Annotated in this window: 8 protein-coding genes; 4 read left to right on the top strand and 4 right to left on the bottom strand. The window is 73.0% G+C overall.

The annotated features are described in order from the left end of the window. Positions 1 to 135: 135 nt before the first annotated feature. Both ACJ6WD_RS31920 and ACJ6WD_RS31915 read right to left on the bottom strand, forming a co-directional pair. Positions 136 to 6,612, bottom strand: a complete 6,477-nt coding sequence (locus ACJ6WD_RS31920) for an amino acid adenylation domain-containing protein (RefSeq protein ID WP_407617058.1) — start codon at positions 6,610 to 6,612, stop codon at positions 136 to 138. Then, positions 6,609 to 13,019: an amino acid adenylation domain-containing protein gene (locus ACJ6WD_RS31915; protein ID WP_407617057.1), complete on the bottom strand. Its 6,411-nt coding sequence runs from the start codon at positions 13,017 to 13,019 to the stop codon at positions 6,609 to 6,611. Before ACJ6WD_RS31915 ends, ACJ6WD_RS31920 begins: the two co-directional genes overlap by 4 nt. Before the next feature lie 731 nt (positions 13,020 to 13,750). On the opposite strand from ACJ6WD_RS31915, the gene ACJ6WD_RS31910 reads away from it, so the two are divergent. The 4 genes from ACJ6WD_RS31910 (at position 13,751) to panD (ending at position 21,940) form a co-directional block, all read left to right on the top strand. Continuing rightward, entirely contained in the window at positions 13,751 to 14,683 is a 933-nt protein-coding gene (locus ACJ6WD_RS31910) for a TauD/TfdA family dioxygenase (protein WP_331248493.1), read from the top strand. A 156-nt stretch (positions 14,684 to 14,839) separates the two neighbouring features. Beyond that, positions 14,840 to 21,274 carry an amino acid adenylation domain-containing protein gene (locus tag ACJ6WD_RS31905; RefSeq protein WP_407617056.1) on the top strand — a complete coding sequence of 2,145 codons (6,435 nt, stop codon included), beginning with the start codon at positions 14,840 to 14,842 and terminating at the stop codon, positions 21,272 to 21,274. A 75-nt stretch (positions 21,275 to 21,349) separates the two neighbouring features. Next, positions 21,350 to 21,562, top strand: a complete 213-nt coding sequence (locus ACJ6WD_RS31900; RefSeq protein ID WP_016575633.1) for an MbtH family protein — start codon at positions 21,350 to 21,352, stop codon at positions 21,560 to 21,562. A 6-nt stretch (positions 21,563 to 21,568) separates the two neighbouring features. Next, positions 21,569 to 21,940 (top strand): aspartate 1-decarboxylase, encoded by a 372-nt coding sequence (panD, locus tag ACJ6WD_RS31895; RefSeq protein WP_016575632.1) that lies wholly within the window; start codon positions 21,569 to 21,571, stop codon positions 21,938 to 21,940. 120 nt (positions 21,941 to 22,060) lie between these two features. On the opposite strand, the gene ACJ6WD_RS31890 is transcribed toward panD, so the two are convergent. Further along, positions 22,061 to 22,852: an enoyl-CoA hydratase gene (locus ACJ6WD_RS31890; protein ID WP_376444349.1), complete on the bottom strand. Its 792-nt coding sequence runs from the start codon at positions 22,850 to 22,852 to the stop codon at positions 22,061 to 22,063. Then, positions 22,849 to 23,757, bottom strand: coding sequence for a 3-hydroxyisobutyrate dehydrogenase (mmsB, locus tag ACJ6WD_RS31885; protein WP_233657938.1), 909 nt, complete (start codon positions 23,755 to 23,757; stop codon positions 22,849 to 22,851). Before mmsB ends, ACJ6WD_RS31890 begins: the two co-directional genes overlap by 4 nt.

The following is a 23,757-nucleotide window of genomic DNA, read 5'->3' as shown; positions in this document are numbered from 1 at the left end:
TCGGTCCTGTGCGGCCCGCGCCGGTGGCCGGGCCGCCTGTTGGTGCACGCCGAACCGGCCGAGCAGGGTCCCGGCCACGGTGTGGTCCAGCGGTCGTACGGAAGGGGGCGGTGCGGGTGGTCCCCAAGGGGCGGCCTACACCGTGTCCCGCCAGTCCTCGCCGAACTCGGCGAGCTCGTCCTGGTCCAGGGTGATCAGTGGCTCCTCGGAGGCTTCGGCCTCCGGCACCGCGACGAGCTCCTTCACCGCGGTGGCGAGCTCGGCCACCGTCTTGTGCGTGAAGACGTCCCGGGGCGTCATGTCCAGGCCCTCCGCGCGGGCCAGCGTGACGAGCCTGATGGAGACGATCGAGTCGCCGCCGAGGTCGAAGAAGCTGTCGTCGATGCCGATCCGGCGCGCCCCGAGGGCCTTCTCGAACAGCTCGCACAGCTGCCGCTCGCGGGCGGTGCGCGGGGCACGGCTGTCCGCGGCCGCGGCGAAGTCCGGCGCGGGCAGGGCGTCCCGGTCGAGTTTGCCGCTCGGGGTGACCGGCAGCCGATCCAGGGTGACCACGACCGCGGGCACCAGGTACTCGGGCAGTGCGGCGGCGACCCTGCCGCGCAGCGCCACCGGGTCCGGCTCGGCGCCGGCCGCGGGAGCGACGTACGCGACGAGACGGCGCGTGCCGGGGCTGTCCTCACGGACGACCACGGCCACCTGCGCGACCGCGGGGTCCTCGGCCAGTACGGACTCGATCTCACCGGGTTCGATGCGGTAGCCGCGCACCTTGACCTGCCGGTCGCCGCGGCCCCGGTACTCCACCGTGCCGTCCGGCCGGCGCCGGGCGAGATCCCCGGAGCGGTACATCCGCGCCCCCGCGGCGCCGTAAGGGTCGGCCACGAAGCGCTCGGCGGTCAGCCCGGGCCGGCGCAGATAGCCGCGTGCCAGACCCTCACCTGCCAGGTAGAGCTCGCCGGTCACGCCCACCGGGACCGGCCGCAGGGCGTCGTCCAGCAGGTACACCCTGGCGCCCACGACCGGTTCGCCCAGGGGTGGGCTGGTGCGACCCGCCAGGGGCCGGCTCATCGTGGCCATGACGGTCGCCTCGGTGGGGCCGTACGCGTTGACCATGCGCCGCCCGTCCGACCAGCGTTCGACGAGGTCGGGCGGGCAGGCTTCGCCGCCCACCACGAGAGTGACGCCCTCGGGCAGCGCGCCGTCGGGCAGGACGGCGAGCGAGGACGGCGGTACCAGCAGCGTCGTCACCCCGTGCCGGGCCACGGTCGCAGCGAGAGCCGGCCCGGGCAGCAGTTCGTCGGCCGGCGCGGCGACCACGGCCGCACCGGTGAGCAGGGCCGTGGCGAGCTCCCACACCGAGGCGTCGAAGCTCGGGGAGGCGAACAGCAGCACCCGCTCGTCCGGGCGCAGGGTGAGCCCCTCGCGCTGCTGGGCGGCCAGGGCGGCGATGCCGGCGTGGGGCACCAGGACGCCCTTGGGGCGGCCGGTGGAGCCGGACGTGTAGATGAGGTAGGCCGTGCTGTCGGGGCGCAGCGGTGCCGTCCGGTCGGCGTCGGACAGGTCGGTCTCGGCCAGCCCGGCGATCAACTCGGCCGGCACGCCGAGGTTCTCGGCAGGCGATGCGCCCTCCAGGCGCAGGGTCGCACCGGCGCCCGCCTCGGTCATCAGGTCCGCGCCCTCGGCGGTGGTCAGCACGAGGTCCGGGCGGGCGTCGGCGACGATGTAGCGCAACCGCTCCGGCGGGTAGCCGAGGTCCAGTGGCAGGTACGCGGCGCCGCTCTTGAGGACCGCCAGCACGGCGAGGACCAGCTGGGCCGACTTCGGCACCGCCACCGCCACGACGCTCTCCGGGCCGATGCCGCGGGCCACCAGGGCGCGGGCGAGCTGGTTGGCCCGGGCGTTGAGGTCGCCGTAGGTGACGGCACGTGGCCCCTCGTGCACCGCGACGGCGGCCGGCCTCGCCCGGACCGTCTCCTCGAAGAGCGCGGGGAAGGTGGAACGCGCCGGCGGCACGGCGGGGTGGGCCGCGGTGCTCAGTAGTTCGCCGTGTTCGCGCGGGGTGAGCAGTTCGATCCGGCCGAGGGGGATCGCCGGGTCCTGGACGAAGGCGTCAAGGACCTTGCGGACCCTGTCGAGCAGGGCACCGGCCACCTCGGCGGTGAACAGGTCGGCCCGGTAGGTCAGTTCGAGGCTGAGGCGCTCGCCCGGCACCACGACCAGGCTGAACGGATAGTGGGACGCCCCGGGTGCGGGTGCGTCGTCGACGGAGATCCGCAGGCCGGGCACCTGCTCCTGGACGGCGTCCCGGTCCACGGGGGTGTTCTCGAAGCCCACGACGGTGTCGAAGAGTTCGCCGAGCCCGGCGACGCGCTGCACCTCGGCGAGCCCGAAGTGGTGGTACGGGCGGAGTCCGGCCTGTGCGGCCTGGAGGTCGGCCAGCGCGTCGCCGAGGGGCCGCGCCGGGTCGAGTCCCACGCGTACGGCGATGGTGTTCATCAGCAGGCCGACCGTCTCCTCGGCGCCCGCGAGCTCCGGCGGGCGCCCGGCGACGGTCGCGCCGAAGACGACGTCGTCACGGCCCAGGAAGTGGCCGAGCGCCGTCGCCCAGGCACCCTGCACCAGGGTGTTGAGGGTCAGGTCCGCGGCGCGTGCCGCGGCGGTGAGCCGCTCGGTGGCCGTCGGGTCGAGGGCCGTCGAGACCAGTTCGGGCAGCGTGGCCGTGGCGGGCTCGGAGCCGGGGGCGACCAGGGTCGGCTCGTCGAGTCCGGCGAGGGCCTCGCGCCACGCCTCGGCGGCGCGCTCGTCGTCCTGGGTGCCGAGCCAGCGCAGGAAGTCGGCGAACGGCGCCGGCGGCCGGCCGCGGTCGTTGCCGGCGTGGGCGTAGAGGGCGAACAGGTCGCGGAAGACGAGCGGCAGCGACCAGCCGTCGAGCAGCAGGTGGTGGTGGGTCACCAGCAGCAGGTGTTCGTCGGCCGCCAGCCGGACCAGCGCCACCCGCAGCAGCGGTGGCCGCGCCAGGTCGAAGCGCCGGGTCCGGTCCTCGGCCAGCAGTTCGGCGAGCCTGGCACGCTGTTCCTCCGCGTCCAGGGCCGACAGGTCGGCCTCCTGCCAGGGCACGCGCACGTCCTCGTGCACGGCCTGGACGGTCCGCCCGGAGCCGAACGAGACGAACGAGGCGCGCAGTGCGGGGTGGCGGGCGAGCAGGGAGTCGAACGCGGTGCGCAGTACGGCGGGTGACAGCGGCCCGGCGAGCCGCAACGGTCGCTGGGTGACGTAGACGTCGACGGCGTCCGAGGACATCAGGGCGTGGAAGTGCATGCCCTGCTGGAGCGGGGTCAGCGGCAGGACGTCCGCGACCCGGTGGCCGCTCGCGTCGAGTTCGGCCCGCTCGGTGTCGTCGAGGGTGAGCAGCGGGCCGGCGGGTACGGCGGGGTCGTTGCGCCTCTCGGAGTCCGCCACGTCCTGGGCGACGGTGGCGAGGCGGGCGATGGTCTTGTGGACGAAGATGTCCTTCGCACTCAGCAGCAGCCCCGCCCGATGCGCCCGCGCCGCCAACCGCATCGACGCGATCGAATCCCCACCCAACTCGAAGAAACCGTCATCCACCCCCACCCGCTCACGCCCCAACACCTCAGCGAACACCTCATGCAACACCCGCTCCCGCGGCGAAGACGGCGCCCGATACACCCGACCCGAACCAAACAACGGCACCGGCAAAACCCGCCGATCCACCTTCCCGTTCGGCGTCAACGCAAAGGACTCCACCACCACCACCCGCACCGGAACCATGAACTCCGGCAACACCCGCGCCACCCGACCCCGCACACCCTCAACATCCACCACCACACCAGGCACAGCACGCACATAACCCACCACATGCCGCACCCCCGCCCCATCCACCGGCACCCCCACCACCGCCTGCGCCACCGACGGATCAGCCGCCAACACCGCCTCGATCTCCCCCAACTCAATCCGGTGCCCCCGCACCTTCACCTGGAAATCAGACCGACCGCAGTACTCCACCACCCCCTCCGCAGACCACCGCCCCATATCCCCCGTCCGATACATCCGCCCACCCGACGACCCCAACACATCCGCCACAAACCGCTCACCCGTCAACCCAGGACGACCCACATACCCCCGAGCCACCCCCACACCAGCGATATAAATCTCCCCCACCACACCCACCGGAACCGGCCGCAAAAACCCGTCCAACACATACACACGGGTGTTGTCGGCGGGGCCTCCGAGGGAGGGGCGGGCAGCCGCGTCGGCATGGCAGAACATCGCGTCGACCGTGCACTCGGCCGGGCCGTAGAGGTTGTACAGGGACAGCCCGGGGACGTCCCGCAGCTCGGCCCACAGGTCCTCGCCGACCTCCTCGCCGCCGAGCGCGAGGACCCGCACGCGGTGCCGCTCCCCCGCGAACATGCCCGCGGCCAGCAGCTGCCGGGCGACGGAGGGCGTGGTGTCGAGAACGTCGACCGCGGTGTCGGCCACGTGGTCGACGAGGGCGAGGGCGTCCTTGCGCACGGTGTCGTCGACGATGCGCAGTTCGTGCCCGGCGACCATCCACAGCAGCTGGCTCCAGGACGCGTCGAAGCCGAGCGAGTTGGTGAGTGCGGCGGTCAGCCGGCGCCCGCCCGCCCGGACCCGCTCGGGCTCGAAGTAGTTCGCCCGATGGCTGTGGAACATGTTGACCAGGTTGCGGTGCTCGACGGCGACGCCCTTGGGGCGGCCGGTGGAGCCCGAGGTGTAGATGACGTACGCGAGGTCGGCGGGGCGCAGTGCCCCGGTCCGGTCGGCGTCGGTGAGGTCGGAGGCGTTGTCGGGGAGCTCGGCCGTGTCCATGAGCAGTGCCGGTACGTCGTCCGGCAGGAGGTGCGCGGTCGGGCCGGCGGCCAGGACGAGCACCGGCAGGGCCTCCGCGCAGATCGCGGCGACCCGTTCGGCGGGGTTCTCGGCGTCGACGGGGAGGTATCCGGCTCCCGACTTGAGCACCGCGAGGATCGCGGAGACCGCGTCGGTGGTGCGCGGCAGGGCGACGGCGACGAGCCGGCCCGGGCCCGCGCCGTGCGCGCGCAACAGCCGGGCGAGCCGGTTGGCTTGGGCATTGAGCCTGCCGAAGGTCAGGCTGGTGGTGGCATCGGCTACGGCGATCTCTTCGGGTGTGGCACGGACCTGTTCCTCGAACAGGTCCGGCAGGGTCCGCGGTGCGTGCGCGACGGAGCGGCCGGTGGACGTAGCCAGCAGGTCGCTCAGCTCGTCGTCGCTCCACACGGGCAGCTGTGCGGCGGGCAGTTCGGGGCGAGCGGCCATGTTCTCCAGGAGTGCGCACAGCCGCGTGAGGATGCCGGTCGCGATCGGCGCGGTGTACACGTCCGCGCGGTAGTTGAGCTCGAAGCGCAGGCCCTCGCCCGGGTAGACGGCCAGGCTCAGCGGATAGTGGGTGCCTTCCGGGGTGTCCTCGACGGCGTCCCGCAGGATGCCGATGGTCAGGCCCGCCACGGAAGCGCCCTGTACGGCCTGGTCGACGGGAAAGTTCTCGAACGCGAGGGTGGTGTCGAAGAGTTCGGGGACACCGACGGCCCGGTGGATGTCCGCGAGGCCCACATGGTGGTGGTGGGAGAGGGCCGTCTGCTCGTCCTGGATGCGGGACAGCAGGCGGGCCACCGGCTCTGCCGGGTCGACGCGGACCCGGGCGGGCACGGTGTTGATCATCAGGCCGACCATGCGGTCGCTGCCCGCGAGCTGCGGGGGGCGTCCGGCGACCGTGTTGCCGTAGACGACGTCCCGGCGACCGGTCAAAGAGGTCAGCATCAGCGCCCAGGCACCCTGCACCAGGGTGTTGACCGTGAGGTCGCGGGTGCGGGCGGCCTCCGCGATCCGTGCGGTGGCCGCCTCGGCCAGCTGCACGACGACGCGCCGCTGGCCACGGTCGGAGGCGCCGGTGCCGGCGCCGCCGGCCACCAGTGTCGGACCGTCGAGGTCGGACAGCGCGGCGCGCCACGCCTGTTCGGCCTCCGCGCCGTCCTGTTGGGAGAGCCAGCCCAGGTAGTCCGCGAACGGCACCGCCGGTGCCAGGTTCTCGGTGGTGCCGCCGTCCCGGTAGAGGCGGAACAGGTCGCTGAGCACCAGCGGGACCGACCAGCCGTCGAGCAGGATGTGGTGGTGGGTGAGGACCAGGACGTGCCGATCCGCTGCCAGTCGGACCAGCGTGAACCGCAGGAGCGGCGGTCTGGCCATGTCGAAGCGGCGGGCGCGGTCCTCGGTGAGGAACCTCGCCAGACGCGCCCGGCGCTCCGCGGCGCCGAAGCCGGAGAAGTCGACCTCCTCCCAGTGGGGCTCCACCGTTCGGGCAATTGCCTGGACGGCCTCGCCGGAGCGGCGTCTGAGGAAGCCTGCGCGCAGACTTCCGTGGCGGTCCAGCAACGCGGCACAGGAACCGCGCAGCACCTCTGTGTCGAGGGCACCGACGAGTTCCAGAGGCGTCTGCACGTTGTAGAAGTCGACGTCCTCGCCCTCGCCTTGTCCGCCGTCGAACTGGGCGTGGAAGAGCATGCCCTGCTGGAGCGGGGTAAGCGGCAGGACTGCTTCCAGGGATGTCTGGCTCACGATGTCTTCTTCCACTGGGCTTCGAGTTCGTCGAGTTCGTCGGCGTCGATCCGCACCAAGTCGTCGGTGCGAGGGGTTCCGGCGCCGGGGTCCACGTCCTGGGCGACGGTGGCGAGGCGGGCGATGGTCTTGTGGACGAAGATGTCCTTCGCGCTCAGCAGCAGCCCCGCCCGATGCGCCCGCGCCGCCAACCGCATCGACGCGATCGAATCCCCACCCAACTCGAAGAAACCGTCATCCACCCCCACCCGCTCACGCCCCAACACCTCAGCGAACACCTCATGCAACACCCGCTCCCGCGGCGAAGACGGCGCCCGATACACCCGACCCGAACCAAACAACGGCACCGGCAAAACCCGCCGATCCACCTTCCCGTTCGGCGTCAACGCAAAGGACTCCACCACCACCACCCGCACCGGAACCATGAACTCCGGCAACACCCGCGCCACCCGACCCCGCACACCCTCAACATCCACCACCACACCAGGCACAGCACGCACATAACCCACCACATGCCGCACCCCCGCCCCATCCACCGGCACCCCCACCACCGCCTGCGCCACCGACGGATCAGCCGCCAACACCGCCTCGATCTCCCCCAACTCAATCCGGTGCCCCCGCACCTTCACCTGGAAATCAGACCGACCGCAGTACTCCACCACCCCCTCCGCAGACCACCGCCCCATATCCCCCGTCCGATACATCCGCCCACCCGACGACCCCAACACATCCGCCACAAACCGCTCACCCGTCAACCCAGGACGACCCACATACCCCCGAGCCACCCCCACACCAGCGATATAAATCTCCCCCACCACACCCACCGGAACCGGCCGCAAAAACCCGTCCAACACATACACACGCAGGTGGGTGAGGGGGGTGCCGACCGGTACGGCGGCCGGGTTCTCGCCTGCCGCGGCGCGGCCGGTGGTGGTGTAGACCGAGACCTCGGTGGGGCCGTACTGGTTGTGCAGCTCGGCTCCGACCACGGCATGGAAATGGTCGGCCAACGCTCCCGTCAGCTGCTCGCCGCCCACGAACACCCGGGTGAGGCTGTCGCAGCGGTCACTGCCCGGTTCGCGCAGGAAGACCTCCAGGGTGGACGGCACGAACTGGGCGACGGTGACCCGTTCCTCGCGGATCAGCTCGGGCAGGTAGCCGGGGGCGACCTCGTTGTCGGGCCGGGCCACGACCACGGCGGCTCCCCGCTGCAACGGCCAGAAGATCTCCCACACCGACGGGTCGAAGCTGAGCGAGGTGCGTTGCAGCACCCGGTCGGCCGTGCTGAGCGGGTGGCGTTCCTGCATGCCGGCCAGGTAGGCGGTGATGCCCGCGTGGGTGACCACGATCCCCTTGGGACGGCCCGTTGATCCCGAGGTGAACACCACGTACGCCGGGTGTTCGGGCCGCAGGTCCGGGGCCGGCGCGGGGACGGCGGCTTCCGGTCCGAGGCCGGCCAGGAACGCGTCGTCGACGACGAGCACGGGCCGGGTCTCCGCCAGCATGTGCTGGATGCGTTGGTCGGGGTAGTCCGGGTCGAGCGGCAGGTAGGCGGCGCCTGCCAGGTGAATCGCGTGCAGGACGACGATCAGCTCGATGGACCGTCGCAGTCGGACCGCGACGATCTGCCCCGGGCCCGCGCCCTTGGCGGCCAGGGCGCCGGCGAGCCGGCCGGCGCGGGCGGCCAGCTCCGCGTAGGTGATCCGCTCGCCGTCGCAGACGACCGCGACGGCGTCCGGGGTGCGTCGTGCCTGCGCGGCGAAGAGCACGGGAAGCGTGGCGGTCGCGACGTCCCCCGCGGTGTCGTCGGTACCGCGTGCCGGGGTGGGCCGTTCGGCGTCGGTGAGCAGTGTCAGCCGGCCCACCAGCCGGTCGGGAGCGGTGGCGAAGGCTTCCAGGGCCAGGCGCAGCCGACCGACGCAGGTCTCGGCGTCAGCCGCCTCGAACAGGTCGCCCCGGTAGGTGAGTTCCAGTCGCAACCGCTCGCCCGGCACCACGGACAGGCTGAGCGGATAGTGCGTACCACCGGTGGGGTCGGACTCCTCGACGGTGACGCGCAGCCCCCTGGCCTGCTTGAGGATCTCCTCGCGGTCGATCGGCGCGTTCCCGAAGACGACCGAAGTGTCGAACAGCTCGCCGTGTCCCGCGAGCCGGTGCAGATCCGGCAGGCCGAGGTGGTGGTGTCCGACGAGCGCGCTCTGTTCGTCCTGGACCCGGGCGAGCAGTGCGGCCAGTGGCTCACCGGGCTTGAGGCGGACCCGGACCGGGAGGGTGTTCATCAGCAGGCCGACGATCTCGTCCACCCCTGCGAGGTGCGGCGGACGACCGGAGACGGTCCCGCCGAAGACGACGTCGGCACGGCCGGTGAGGGTGTTCAGGAGCAGCGCCCACGCCCCCTGGATCACGGTGTTGAGGGTCAGGCCACGGGTGCGGGCGGTGCTTTCCACGGCCGCGGTGAGGCCCGCGGGCAGCTCGGTGACCACAAGGCCCGGGAGGGAGTCGGCGGGAGCCGGGCGGGCGGGGGCCACCAGGGTGGGCCCGTCGAGGTCGGCGAGCGCCCCCCGCCATGCCTGCTCGGCGGCGGTCCGGTCCTGGCTCGCGGCCCAGGCGAGAAAGGCACGCAACGGTACCGGTGCGGGCAGCTCCGCTTCCTCACCGTGCAGGAACGCGAGCACGTCGCGCAGGATCAGGGGCACCGACCAACCGTCGAAGAGGATGTGGTGACTCGACAGGGCGACCAGGTGCCGTTCGTCCGCCAGCCGGATCAGGCCGAAGCGCAGCAGCGGCGGCGCGGACATGTCGAACGGGGTCCGCTTGTCCCGGGCGAGCAGGTCGGCCAGGCGCCGGTCCCGCTCCTCGGGCGGCAGTCCGCGCAGGTCGTGCTCGTGCACGGGCACCTCGACATGCCTGGCGACGAGTTGCAGCGGCTCGCCCGCCGCCGACTGCGTGAATCCGGCCCGCAGGGCGGTGTGCCGCTCCACCACGGCCTGACAGGCGCGTCGGAAGGCGCCGGAGGTCAGCGGGCCGGACAGCCCGAAGACCTTCTGCACGGTGTAGGCGTCGGCTCCCTCGGCGAGCCCGGCGTGGAAGAGCATCCCCTGCTGGAGGGGGCCGAGCGGCAGCACATCCGCCACGGGGCCCTCACCGGTCGTGTCCAGGTGCCGCCACGCCTGCTCCAGACGGGCTCGCTCGCCGGCTTCCAACACCACCAACTGCGCTTCTTTTACCGGCAGTTGTGTCGGCTCCTCGACGGGTTCGGTGGCATGGGCGGCCAGCTCCGCGACCGTGCGGTGCGCGAACACCGCCTGCGGGGTGAGCGGGATGCCGGCGCGGGTGGCCCGCGCAGCGAGCCGGACCGCGACGATGGAGTCCCCGCCCAGCTCGAAGAAGCTGTCGTCGATGCTCACGCGGCTCGCGCCGAGCACGTCACCGAACAACTCGCAGAGCGTGGTCTCGCGTGCGTCGCGCGGGGCGCGCCCGGTGACGGAGCCGGTGTACTCGGGCCTGGGCAGCGCCCGCTGGTCCAGCTTGCCGCTCGGGGCCAGCGGCAGCTCGGGCAGGAACACCACGGCGGCCGGGACCATGTACGGGGGCAGCGCCCGACCGACGGTGTCGCGCAGCGCGGTCGCGTCGAGCGGCCCGGCGCCTGCCGCCGGCACGACGTACGCCACCAACTGGCGGACGCCCGGCCGGTCCTCACGGACGACGACGGTCACCCGGCCGACGCCGGGTGCCTGGGCGAGGACGCTCTCGATCTCACCGGGTTCGATGCGGAATCCGCGGACCTTGACCTGCCTGTCGCCACGGCCGAGGTAGGTCAGTTCACCGTCGGCCGTCCAGCGGGCCAGGTCGCCCGTGCGGTACATGCGGGTGCCGGGCGGCCCGTACGGGTCGGCGACGAACCGTTCGGCGGTCATTCCGGGGTTGTTGAGGTAGCCGCGGGCGAGCCCGTCGCCGCTCAGGTACACCTCGCCCTCGACGTCGGGCGGAACCGGCCGCAGGGCGGTGTCGAGGACCCGGACCCGGGTGCCGGGGACGGTACGGCCCATGGGTGGGACGGTCCGGCCGGACAGCGGCGGGGTCTGGGTGGCGATGACCGTGGACTCGGTGGGCCCGTAGGCGTTGACCATGCGCCGGCCCGGGGACCACCGGGCGACCAGCTCCGGTGCGCACGCCTCCGCGCCGACGACCAGCGTGACGCCCTCGGGCAAACCGTCCGGCGCCATGGCGGCCAGGGCGGACGGGGCCATCAGCAGGCAGGTGACGCCCAGTTCGCGCACCAGGCCGGCCAACTGCGGCCCGGGGGCGAGCCGCTCCGCCGGGGCGACGACGGCGGCCGCTCCGGTCAACAGCGCGGTGCACAGCTCCCATATCGAGGCGTCGAAGCCCCGTGATGCCAGTTGCAGCACCCGGGTGCCCGGGGTGAGGTCCAGGAGCGCCTTCTGGTGCGCGAGGAGGCCGGCCAGGCCGGTGTGCGGGACGACGACACCCTTGGGGTTGCCGGTCGAACCGGAGGTGTAGATGACGTACGCCGGGTGGGCGGGCCGCAGCGGCGAACGGCGGTCGGCGTCGGTGAGATCGGTGTCCGGCAGTCCCGGCACGGGCCGACCGGTGGGGCTGTCGGCGTCGGCGTCATCGGCGTCATCGGCCAGGTGCAGCCGCACCACATCGGGGGCGAGGGCGGGGTCATCGGCCGCGCGCGTGGTCAGCAGGAGCGCCGGGGCGGTGTCGTCGAGCATGGTGGCGACCCGCGCCCGTTGGTGGGCGAGGTCGATCGGCAGGTAGGCCGCACCGGACTTCAGTACGCCGACGGCAGCCGTCAGGGCGGCGACGCCGCGCGGCAGGGCGACGGCCACCACGCTCTCGGGCCCGGCACCGCGCTCCACCAGCGCCCGGGCCAGCCGGTTGGCCCGGGCGTTGAGCTCGGTGTAATCGAGGGTTCCGGCGGCGGAGATCACCGCAGGACGGTGCGGGGTGGTGCGGACCTGCTCCTCGAACAGGTCCGGGAACGTGCGCGCGGGCACCGGAGCGGAAGGGCCCGGGAGCTGTCCGGCGGCCAGCACCCGAGCGCGCTCGGCCGCTGTCAGGACATCGGTCCGGGCCAGCACCCGGCCGGCGGGCTCGCCGAGGAAGCGGGTCAGGAAATCGATGAACCGGCGCTGGTGCGCGGCGAGTTCGTCGGCGGTGTAGCGCGCGGGATTGGCCTCGAACTCGATCCGCATGCCCTGACCGTCCGGCCCCGGGTGGCAGGTGAGGTTGAGGTCGTGGACGGGTCCGCCCGACAGTGCGGTCAACGTGGCCTCACGGCCGGCGAAGTTGCTCTCGGAGCCGGCCGGCATGATGTTGACCAGCACGCCGAACAGCTGCTCGTTCGCACCGAGCATCCGCAGGTCGCGCCGCAGGTCGTCGTAGGGGTGCCGCTGGTGCGCGAGGAGTTGCCCGAGCCGCTGCCCCACGTGCCGCACCAGCTCGCTGCGGCTCGCCCCGGGATCGACGCACAGCCGCAGCGGGAGCGTGTTGGAGACCATGCCCGGCACGTTCTCGGAGCGTGCTCCGACCCGTGCGGCGACGGGCACTCCGATGGCGAGGTCGGTGGCTCCGGTCATGCCGTGCAGATAGGCGGCGACCGCCGCCAGCATCACCACGCTCCACGAGGTACGGGCCTCCCGCCCGGCGGTGCGCAGCGCCCGCACTTCGGCGTGGGGCAGTTCACTGGTCGCGGCCAGGGCGCGGGCCGAGGCGCCGGTCGGTACGCCGGGGGCCAGGCTGACCGTCTCGGGCCGGTCGGCGAAGGCGCCGGTCCAGTACTCCTTGTCCGCCGTGTAGTCCGCGGATGCCCGGTACTCGGCCTCGTCCGCGAGCAGGTCGGTGAGCCGGCCGAGCGGCCGACCGGAGACCTCCTCGCCGGCGGCCAGTTGCTCGTACACCTCGGCGATGCGCCGGGAGTGGCGCACCGAGCCGTAGCCGTCGGACAGGATGTGGTGGCTGCGCTGGTACCAGAGGTAGTGGTCGTCGCCGACGCGCATCAGCACGTGCACCGACAGGACGTCGGTGAACAGGTCGTTGGCGGTCCGGCTGTCGCGCTCCATCAGCGCGTGCGCCGCGCCGAAGGGATCGGCCTCACCTTGGAGATCCACTTCCCGCCAGGTCGAGCAGCCCGGGGCGACGGGGCGCTGGTGGGGACCGTCGGGCAGCTCGACGAACTCCACGTCGAAGGTGCCGCTCTCGGCCTCGGCCCGGCGGACCGCACGCGCCAACAGGCGGCCGTCCACCGGCCCGTGGATCTCCATGACGACGACGGTGTTGTAGGCGGGATTGCCGGGGTCGAGCTGCTGGGCGTAGAAGACTCCCCGCTGGGCGACCGTGAGCGGGAGGAGGCCGCTGCCCGCGGGATGGTGTGAGGTCACTGCGTCGCGTGAAGTCATTCGGCGTGTCAACCGCTCTCTCGTGAACCGCTCTCTGGGGTGAGTCGGGAGCCGGCAATCCGAGACGATGCTGCACTTCCCGCACAACCGCTCACCAGGCAACCGACCGGCAATCGCGATGCCCGGAGAAGCTGCCGCCCGACGCCGGTGGGGTTACCGCCCGCTTGCCTGGTGACCGCCGCACGGTCGCGGCCAGGATGATGTCGGACACCTCTTCGAAAACAGCGGTCGTCGCACGGAGTGTGCGCGCCGGGCCCGTCCCGCCTCCAGGAATCGGCAGGGCAATTGGGCGGCAGACCGGTTGCCGGTCCATATGCCTGGTCCTGCTCCCGCCGTCCCGCCACGATGGGCGGGACAGCTGGCCGCGCAGGACCCCGGTCCCGCGCCGGCCGCGGCACACGAGGAGGGGCGGGAAGCCAGATGCGTACGCCTACCGCAGCCGGGCCCGCTGCGGCGCGCGCCCCGCAGCGCGAACCGGCGCCCGGCCCGGTACCGAGGATCCGCCGGTGGGCGGGGAGCAGCTGACGTGCGGCGCGGCTACGACGGTGGCGCGGTCACCCGGCAGCTCCGGCCCGGTGGGCGCGACTGCCGGTCGGCCGAGGCGTCCGCGGTGCTCGACCGGCCGGCCGCGACGCTTCGCTGACCGGTCCCGGCCGTACGGGCTTCGTCGGGCGGTACCGGTTTGCCACCCAGTTTCCAGGGAGTTGTGAGAGTTGAACGATCTGACCGGTATCAGCGTGTTCGAGGCGCACGGCGAAGGGCTGGCGTCCTTCACGCACGGGCACGCCCGGATGATCGACGAGGCCGTCGCCGAGAACGGTGCGGCGCTGGTCCGGGGCGCCCGGGCCGAGGGCACCGGGGACTTCGAACGGGCCCTGCAAGGGCTCGGCTTCGAGCCGCTGGCGTACACGGAGCGGTCCACGCCCCGGAGCCAGGTGGGCGACGGGGTGTTCACCTCGACCGAGTACCCGGCGCGCGAGGTGATCCCGCAGCACTGCGAGTCCTCCTACGCCGGTGCCTGGCCCGCACGGCTCGCGTTCTTCTCCGCCACCCCGGCCCTGACCGGCGGCGCGACCCCCCTCACGGACGTCACGCGCGTGCTCGACGACATCCCGGCGGAGGTGGTCGAGACCGTGCAACGGCGCGGTCTGCGCTACGTGCGCAACTACGGCAGCGGTGTCGGCATGGACTGGCGCGAAGCCTTCCAGACCGACGACCGGGCGGAGGTGGACCGCTTCTGCGCCGAGGGCGGTCTGGAGTGGGAGTGGCTGGCGGACGACTGTCTGCGCACCCAGCGCCGAGCGCCGGCCCTCGCGACGCACCCGCGCACCGGTCGACGCCTGTGGTTCAACCACCTCGTGCTGTTCCACCAGTCCTCGCTCGCCCCGGAAGTGCGTGCGGCCCTGGTGGCCGTGCTGGGAGAGGACGGGCTGCCCAACGACGTCCTGTTCGGCGACGGGGAGCCGATCCCGGACGCGACGGTGGCCGCCGTGCGGTCGGCGTTCGAGCGTCGCCAGCAGCGCTTCGACTGGGAGCTCCACGACCTCCTGGTGATCGACAACATGCGCTGGTCGCACGGCCGGGAGGCGTTCACCGGCGAACGCCGCGTCCTGGTCTCGATGACGGACCTCATCACCCGGAGCTGAACCGGGCGGTCCCGCACCCTCCCTGCCGCTGCCGGCCGTACGACGGCGCCACGGCGTCGTCCGCGCCGCCTCCCCCCTCCCCCGCGGGCCGACCCGCGTCCCCCTCCCTCCGCGCTCGCGCGCAGCCACCCTTGTCCGCCCCCTGGGGAGCTATCTGTGAACGAAGTGACAGAGTCGCCGATCGAGTCCGCACTGCCTCTCACGCCGATGCAGCAGGGCATGCTCTTCCACGCGCTGTACGACAGCGACGCGGTGGACGTCTACACCATCCAGGCCGCCTTCGAACTGCACGGCGACGTCCGACCCGCACGACTGCGCGCCGCCTGCGCCGCGACGCTCGCCCGCCACCCGGTGCTGCGGACGGGCTTTCGCGTGCGTGCGAACGGGCAGCCGGTGCAGCTCGTCCGGCGCACCGTGGCGACGCCCTGGACGGAGCACGATCTGACGGGGGAGCCCGAGGAGAACCGGCGCACGCGGCTCCTGGCCTTCATGGAGGAGGACCGGCTGCGGCGCTTCGACATGGCCGCGCCCCCGCTGATGCGGTTCGCCCTGGTCCGGCTGGCCGAGGAGCGGCACGTACTCGTCCTGACGTACCATCACATCCTGTTGGACGGCTGGTCGTTGCCCTTGGTGCTGAAGGACCTGTGCACGCTGTACGGACGCCCCGGCCTCGACGCGCCGGCGGACACCGCAGCCCCGTCCGCCGGTCTCGGACCGACGGCCCCGTTCGGCGACTTCCTGCGCTGGCTCGGCCGGCAGGACCGTGCCGCGGCGCATCAGGCGTGGCAGCAGGCACTGCACGGACTGGAGGAACCGACCCTCGTGGCCCCCGGTGCGGCCCCGGCGGGCGCCGGCGCGATGCCCGCGATGCTCCCGCTGACCCTGTCGGAAGAGGCGACCGAGGCGCTCACCGCCACCGCCCGGACGCACCACCTCACGCTCAACGCGGTGGTGCAGGGCGTATGGGCGCTGCTGCTGTCGCTGCTGACCGGGCGCGACGACGTGGTGTTCGGCCAGACCGTGCACGGGCGTCCCGTGGACCTCAGGGGCGTCGACTCCATGGTGGGCCTGCTGATGAACGCGGTTCCGGTCCGCATCCGCCTGGCCCCCGAGGAGTCGCTGGCCCGGCTGTTCACCCGCGTGCAGGACGAACAACTCGCGCTGGGGCCCCACCAGCACATCGGTCTGGACGAGGTGCAGCGCCTCGCCGGGCTCGGCACGCTCTACGACACCTCGACGGGCTTCGGCAACGCGCCCTTCGACTGGGCATCCGTCCAGCAGATCGCGCCCGGTCTGCGCCTGGGGCCGCTGCCGGAGGAAGCCGACGCGGCCGAGCAGCAGATCAGCGGCTCCACCCACTACCCGCTGAGCGTCGTCGCCGTGCCCGGACCACGTCTGCGGCTCGAACTCAACTACCGCACCGACCTGTTCGACGAGCAACGCATGGAGCTGCTCTCCTCCCGGCTGCGCCTCCTGCTCGACACCTTCACCCACGCGGCCGAGACTCCCGTGGCAGCCGTCCCGCTCCTGACCGGGGAGGAGCGGCAGTTGGTGCTCGGCGCCTGGAGCCGTCGCCCCGGCGCCGAGCGGGCGGCCGGCCGCCGGGCCGCCACACTCGTCGAGCGGTTCGCGGCGCAGGTGCGGCGCGCGCCCAACGCTCCGGCCGTGACCGACGGACAGCGCGCTCTGGACTACCGGGAACTCGACGAGGCGGCGAACCGCCTCGCCCGGCTGATGCTGCGCCGCGGAGTGCGGCCCGGGGACGCGGTCGCGGTGGCACTGCCGCGCGGCACGGACCTGGTCGTCGCGCTGCTCGCCACGCTGAAGGCGGGCGCCTGTTACGTACCGGTCGATCCGGGCTACCCGGTGGAGCGTGTCGCGTTCATGCTCACCGACGCGGCTCCCGAACTCGTCGTCTGCGCCGACCAGAGCCATCCGGGGCTCGCCGGACACCCGTCGCCGCTCCCCCTGGGCGACCCCGTCGTCCAGGCCGAACTGGCGCTGCTGTCCGCGCACCCGGTGGACGACACCGAGCGCGGCCGGCCACTGCGGCCGGAGGATCTCGCGTACATCATCTACACCTCCGGGTCCACCGGCCGCCCCAAGGGCGTCGCGGTGGAGCACCGTACGGTCGACGGCTACCTCTCCTTCGCCGGCACGGCGTACCCCGGCCTCGCCGAACAGGCGCTGGTGCACTCGCCGCCCTCCTTCGACCTGACCGTCACCGGCCTCTTCGGCCCGCTCGTCACGGGCGGGCTGGTACGCGTCGTCGACCTGGAGGACTTCGACGCCCCGGTCGGCGACGGGCGACCCCCCTCGTTCGTGAAGGCCACCCCCAGCCACCTGCCGATCCTGGTGGCGTCGGACGACTGGTACTCGCCCTCCGGCGAACTGGTGCTCGGTGGCGAGCAGTTGACCGGGGAGGCGCTGGCGGAATGGCGCGCACGCCACCCGGGGACGACGGTCGTGAACGAGTACGGCCCCACCGAGGCGACCGTGGGCTGCACGGAGTACCGACTGGAGCCCGGCGCCCCGCTGCCGCGGGGCGCGGTGCCGATCGGCGTGCCCGTGCCCGGCGCCCGGCTCTACGTCCTCGACGGCTTCCTGCGCCCCGTACCGGCGGGCGTACCCGGCGAGCTGTACATCGGCGGTGACGTGCTGGCCCGCGGATACGTCAACCGCCCGGGGCTGTCCGCGGCACGCTTCGTGGCCGACCCGTTCCGCACCCCCGGCGGCCGGATGTACCGCACCGGGGACGTGGCCTGGTGGCGGCACGACGGCATGCTGATGTACGGCGGCCGGCTGGACGACCAGGTCAAGGTCCGCGGATACCGCATCGAACTGGGCGAGGTCGAGAGCGCGCTGGTGGCCGACCCCGCGGTCGCCCAGGCCGCGGTGGCCGTCCGGGAGGACCGACTGGGGACGCCCCGGCTGGTGGCCTACGTGGTGGCATCCGATGTCCCGGGGAGCGGGACGGCAGGGCTCGCCGAACGGATCGCGGCGCGGCTGCCCGCGTACCTGGTCCCGTCGGCGTTCGTCACGCTGCCCACGCTGCCCGTGACCCCCAACGGCAAGGTGGACCGGGCGGCGCTCCCCGCGCACGAGCCGATCCCCGCCGAGGACCACCGGCCTGCGCAGGAGCCGACTCCGCGAGCCGCCGCGCGGCGGAGAGCCGAGGCGCCCGCGGCGGCCCGGGAAGCCGAGAACGCCGGGGCGACCGGAGCCGGCGACGGAACCGAGGCGCCCGACGGGACCGCGGCAGACACCCTGACCCAGTTGTTCGCGCAGGTGTTGCACCTGGACAGCACCGGGGCCGGGGACGACTTCTTCACCCTCGGCGGAGACTCCATCACCGCCATCCAACTCGTAGCCCGCGCCCGCAAAGCAGGTCTGCACCTCACCCCGAAGCACCTCTTCACCCACCGCACGGCCGCCGCCCTCGCCCGCTTCCTGCAACAGAACGCCGGCAGCCCCCGCACCAGCGCCCAGGGCACCTTGGAACGGGACCGCCAGCCCGCCCGCGCCGAGACCCCCCAGCAGGGCTCCGGCACGACGAGGGCGGAGGCGACGGTGGAGACGAGCGCGGAGACGAGCGCGGACCACCACGGCTCCGCGACGGCCCTCGCCACCCCGATCATGCACTGGCTGCACGAACACCGCGGCACCATCGACGCCTTCCACCAGTCGACTCTCCTGCGCGTCCCGCCGGGACTCGGCCTGAACCACCTGATCACCGCCGCGCGGGCCGTGGCGGAACGCCACCAGTCACTGCGCGGACGTCTGGACGGAAGCGGCGGTCTGGTGCTGGCTCCCGTCGACCGGGACGCGCTGGTGGACGCCGTGCGCCGGGTCGAGGTGTCGGGACTGGCCGAGGACGCCCTGCGGGATCGCCTCACCCGCTGCGCCCGGCAGGACGCTGCGGCACTCGCGCCGCACGAAGGCGCGATGATGCGGGTCACGTGGTTCGATGCGGGCCCGGACCGCCAGGGCAGACTGCTCGTCACCGTCCATCACCTGGCGGTGGACGCGGTCTCCTGGCGGGTCCTGCTCACCGACCTGTACACCGCGTGGCACGGCGCCACGACCGGAACCGTCCCGCACCAGGAGCCGGTGCCAGTCACCCTGCGGGACTGGAGCGACCGGTTGCGTGCGGCCGCGCACAGCTCCGAAGTGGTGCGGGAAATGCCGTACTGGAAGCGGACGTTGGGTGGGCGCAGCATCCAGATCAGCGACGTCCCGCTGTCCGCCGCCCACGACATCTACGCCACGGCCGGGGAGAGCGTCCTCACCCTCCCGACGGCCCTGACCGCCCCGCTGCTCACGACCGTGCCCGCCGCGTTCGGCGCCCGCACCAACGAGGTGCTGCTCGCCGGTCTGGCACTCGCACTCGCCGCCTGGCGGCCGCGCGTGCCGGACGGTACGGCCGTTCTCGTCGACGTCGAGGGGCACGGCCGCGAGCAGCTCGACGAGGACGTGGACCCGTCCGCCACCGTCGGCTGGCTCACCTCCCTGTACCCGGTTCGCATCGACGCGGGGATCGACGGCTGGAGCCCCGACGGCGACCCCGCCGACCCGCGGCTCGGTGCGGCGGTGCGCCGGGTCGCCGACCAACTCGCCGAGGTGCCCCGCAACGGCATCGGCTTCGGCCTGCTACGCCATCTGAACCGGGACACGGCCGCCGACCTCAAGGGCTTCCCCAGCCCCCAGGTCGGCTTCAACTACCTGGGCAGAGGGCGTGGTTCGGGAGACGGCGACTGGGACGTGGCGCCCGAGTCGGACGCGCTGCCGGTCGGCGCGGATCCGCGGATGCCGATGCGGCACATCGTCGAGGTCAACGCGGTGGTCGACGACGGCCCGGCGGGGCCGCGCCTGGTCGCCCACTGGCTGTGGGCCCGGCTGCATCTGGCGGAGGCCGAAGCCTCGGAACTGGCCCAGCTGTGGTTCACCGCGCTGGGCGCGCTCGTCGCGCACGCGGCGACCCGGGCGGTGTCCGCCGCGTCGGCCGCCCAGGCCGACGCCGAGGAGCTGAGCCGGCTCGGCGCCCGGACGGGCCTGCCCGTCTCCCACGTGCTGCCGATGACACCGCTGCAGGAAGGACTGCTCTTCCACGCCCGGTACGACAGCCGCAGCCTGGACGTGTACAACGTGCAGATCGCCTTGGAAGTGGCGGGGCGGCTCGACGTACGGCGCCTGCGGGCCGCCTGTGACGCACTGTTGCGGCGCCATCCCATGCTGCGGGCAGGCTTCCTCCAGCTGCGATCGGGCGAGCCGGTGCAGGTGGTACCGGACGACGTCCGCATGCCCTGGTACACGCACGACCTCACGGACCTGGAGCCGCGGGATCGGGCCGAGCGGCTCACGGACCTCCTCAAGGCCGACCGGCACCGGCGCATGGACCCGGCCACACCGCCGCTGATGCGCTGCACCTGCATCGCTCTCGCCCCGGACCGCTGGCAGGTGGTCCTGAGCATGCACCACCTGCTGGTGGACGGCTGGACCACTTCGCTTCTGCTGCGCGACCTGCTCTGGTTGTACGGCGACGGCAGCGACGGCAGCGACGGCGCCCTGCCGGAGCCTCCCGACTACCGTGCCTACCTGTCGTGGCTGGCCGCCCAGGACCAGGGCCGGGCCCGGTCCGCCTGGCACGCGGCGCTGGCAGGGCTGAAGGAACCGACACTGCTCACCGCGGACGACGACACCGCTCGGGTGCGGGCACTGCCCAAGAGCCTGGTCGTCGAGTTGTCCGAGGCCGAGACCCGCGCTCTGCACGAGGTGTCGCGTCACCGGGGCATCACGCCCAACACGCTGGTACGTGCCGCATGGTCGCTGTGCCTGCACGGGCGGACGCTCCAGCGTGACCTCGTGTTCGGCGCCACCGTCTCCGGCCGCCCGGCGGAACTGCCGGGTGTCGAGGACATGGTGGGGGTGTTCATCAACACCGTTCCGGTGCGGGTACGGCTGGATCCCGCCGAGCCGGTGGCGGATCTGCTCGCCCGGCTGCAGGAGGAGCACGCGGAACTCCTGCCCTACCACCATCTGCCCCTGCCGGACATCCAGCGGACCGCGGGGCTGGGCACGCTCTTCGACAGCTGCGTCGTCTTCGAGAACTTCCCGACCGCCGAGGAGCTGCCGAGCGGACCGGACGACGGTCTGGGGCTGGTGCAGGTCACCGGATACGACGGCTACCACTACCCGTTGAAGCTGATGGTCGCCCCCGGCCCCCGGCTCCGACTGGAGATCAGCCACCGCCCCGACCTGATCGACGGGGGCTTCGCCCAGCAGACGGCGGACCGGCTGCGCGAGCTGCTCACCGAGTTGCCCCAGGCCATGGACGCACCGACGGAACGCTTCATGGCAGCCGAGCCGGCGTCCGCCCGTGGCCCGGGGCGGTCGACACTGTGCGACCTGATCGCCGAGGTGCTCGGCCGGGACTTCGTCGGCGCGGACGACGACCTGTTCGCCCTGGGCTGCGACTCGCTGTCGGCGCTGCGCCTGGCGGGCCGGCTTGAGGCGGTGCTGGGTCGCCCCGTCGACGTCGAGACCCTCTTCCGCTGCCGCACCGCGCGCGCCCTGGCCAAGGCCCTCACCTGAACCGCCCGGGCCCTTGGACCGCCCGCCCCCACCTTCCGCACACCCGAGATCACCGAGACCTGGAGGACTGACACCATGACCAACCCCTTCGACAACGAGGACGGCACGTTCCTGGTGCTGGTCAACGACGAGCGCCAGCACAGTCTGTGGCCCGCGTTCGCCGTCGTACCGGCGGGCTGGGAGGTGGTCGTGACGGAAACCGACCGGCAGAGCTGCCTCGACTACATCGAGAAGAACTGGACGGACATGCGCCCGGCCAGTCTCGCCGACGCGGTCTCCGCGAGCTGATCCGCCATGCAGCGGACCATGCTCAAGTCGAAGATCCACCGGGCCACCGTCACCGAGGCCAATCTGCACTACGTGGGTTCCGTGACGGTCGACCGCGACCTCATGGACGCAGCGGACCTGCTGGTGGGCGAGCAGGTGCACATCGTGAACGTGAACAACGGAGCCCGCCTGGAGACGTACGTCATCGAGGGCGAGCCCGGGTCGGGCGTCATCTGCCTCAACGGCGCCGCCGCCCGGCTGGTGGCCCCCGGCGACATCGTCATCGTCATCGGCTACGCCACGGTCGACGACGCGGAGGCCCGCACGCTGGAGCCGAAGGTCGTCTTCGTCGACGAGCGCAACCACGTGGTGAAGCTGGGCACGGACCCGGCTTCCTGACCCACCCACGGCTCTCTCGGGCAGGTCTCAGGGTTCCCGGTCTCTCCCGGGAACCCTGAGAAGCCCTCCCGGGGCGGACCCCCTGGCGGGGCCCGCCCCGGGGCGCTGCGGGCCGGCCGGTCAGTGGTGGCGGAACTCCGGTGGGCGCTTGTCGATGAAGGCGGCCATGCCCTCCTTCTGGTCAGTGGTGGCGAACGCCGCGTGGAACAGGCGGCGTTCGAAGCGGACGCCCTCGGCGAGGGTCGTCTCGAAGGCCCGGGAGACCGCCTCCTTCGCCATCATCGCGACGGGCAGCGACATGCCCGCGATGGTCGCGGCGACGGCGCGGGCCTCGTCCAGCAGGTCGGCCGCGGGGACGATCCGGGAGACCAGGCCGGCGCGCTCCGCCTCCGTGGCGTCCATGGTGCGGCCGGTCAGGCACAGTTCCATCGCCTTGGCCTTGCCGACGGCGCGGGTCAGGCGCTGGGAGCCGCCGATGCCGGGGATGACGCCCAGCTTGATCTCCGGCTGTCCGAACACGGCGGTGTCGGCCGCGAGCAGGACGTCGCAGAGCATGGCGAGTTCGCAGCCGCCGCCGAGGGCGAAGCCGGCGACGGCCGCGACGGTCGGGGTGCGCAGTTGCCCGAGCCGGTCCCAGGCGGCGAACCAGTCGGTGAGGTACATGTCGACGGGGCCCCGCGGCGCCATCTCCTTGATGTCGGCTCCGGCCGCGAACGCCTTCGCCGAACCGGTCAGGACGATGCAGCCGACGCCCGGATCGCGGTCGAGGGACTCCGTCGCCGCGACGACCTCGTTCATGACCTGGAGGTCGAGGGCGTTGAGGGCCCGGGGTCGGTTGAGGGTCACCAGGGCCGTGCGGCCGGTGCGTTCGACGAGGACGGTTTCGTAGGTCGGGTCGTGGGCGGGGGTCATGTGGCGGTGCCGTCCTTCGGGTCGCTGGCGGGTTCGCGTCCGGGCGCGGTGGCGGTGCCGTCCCGCAGGGTCCGCACGATGCCGGAGAAGTCCTGCTCGGCGCCGGCTCCCGCGGCGTAGTCGGCGTACAACCGGGCCGCGGCGAGGCCGAGGTGGGCGGGGACGTGGGCGGTGCGGGCCGCGTTGGCGGCCAGGCCGAGGTCCTTGGCCATCAGGGGGGCGGCGAAGCCCGGGGCGTAGTCGCGGTTGGCGGGGCTGGTGGGGACGGGGCCTGGGACCGGGCAGTTGACGGTCAACGCCCAGCACTGGCCGGACGCGGTGGACGCCACGTCGTAGAGCGCCTGGTGTGACAGGCCGAGGCGCTCGCCGAGCACGAACGCCTCGCTGACGGCGATCATCGAGACGCCCAGGATCATGTTGTTGCAGATCTTGGCGGCCTGGCCCGCGCCGGCCCCGCCGCAGTGCACCGCCTTCCGGCCCATCGCGGCGAGCAGCGGCTCCGCCTCGGCGAACTCGGTGTGCGCGCCGCCCGCCATGAACGTGAGGGTGGCGGCCTCGGCGCCGGGCACGCCGCCGGAGACGGGCGCGTCCAGGGCGCGCATGCCGGCGGCGGCCGCGGCGTCGTGGGCGGTGCGGGCGTCGGCGACGTCGATGGTGGAGCAGTCGACGAACAGCGTGCCGGGGCGGGCGGCGGCCAGCAGCCCGTCGTCCCGGTACAGGCCCAGGACGTGCCGGCCGGCGGGCAGCATGGTGATCACCACGTCCGCCGCGGTCACGGCCGCCGCGGCCGAACCGGCCGCCTCGACCCCGGTCCCCGTGGCGGCGGCGAGGAGTTCGGGCACCAGGTCGAATCCGATGACGCGGTGGCCGGCCTTGACGAGGTTGGCGGCCATGGGTCCGCCCAT

The sequence above is a fragment of the Streptomyces sp. VTCC 41912 genome (genome assembly GCF_045799175.1).
Classification (GTDB): domain Bacteria; phylum Actinomycetota; class Actinomycetes; order Streptomycetales; family Streptomycetaceae; genus Streptomyces; species Streptomyces albulus_C.
The sequence above is the reverse complement of the archived record's forward strand: the minus strand, read 5'-3'. Positions and strand labels throughout refer to the sequence as shown.

Bases quoted from the DNA above. Each gene is read 5' to 3' on its own strand.
- ACJ6WD_RS31900 (WP_016575633.1), top strand. From the start codon at position 21,350: ATGACCAACCCCTTCGACAACGAGGACGGCACGTTCCTGGTGCTGGTC.
- panD (WP_016575632.1), top strand. From the start codon at position 21,569: ATGCAGCGGACCATGCTCAAGTCGAAGATCCACCGGGCCACCGTCACC.
- ACJ6WD_RS31890 (WP_376444349.1), bottom strand. From the start codon at position 22,852: ATGACCCCCGCCCACGACCCGACCTACGAAACCGTCCTCGTCGAACGC.
- mmsB (WP_233657938.1), bottom strand. From the start codon at position 23,757: ATGGGCGGACCCATGGCCGCCAACCTCGTCAAGGCCGGCCACCGCGTC.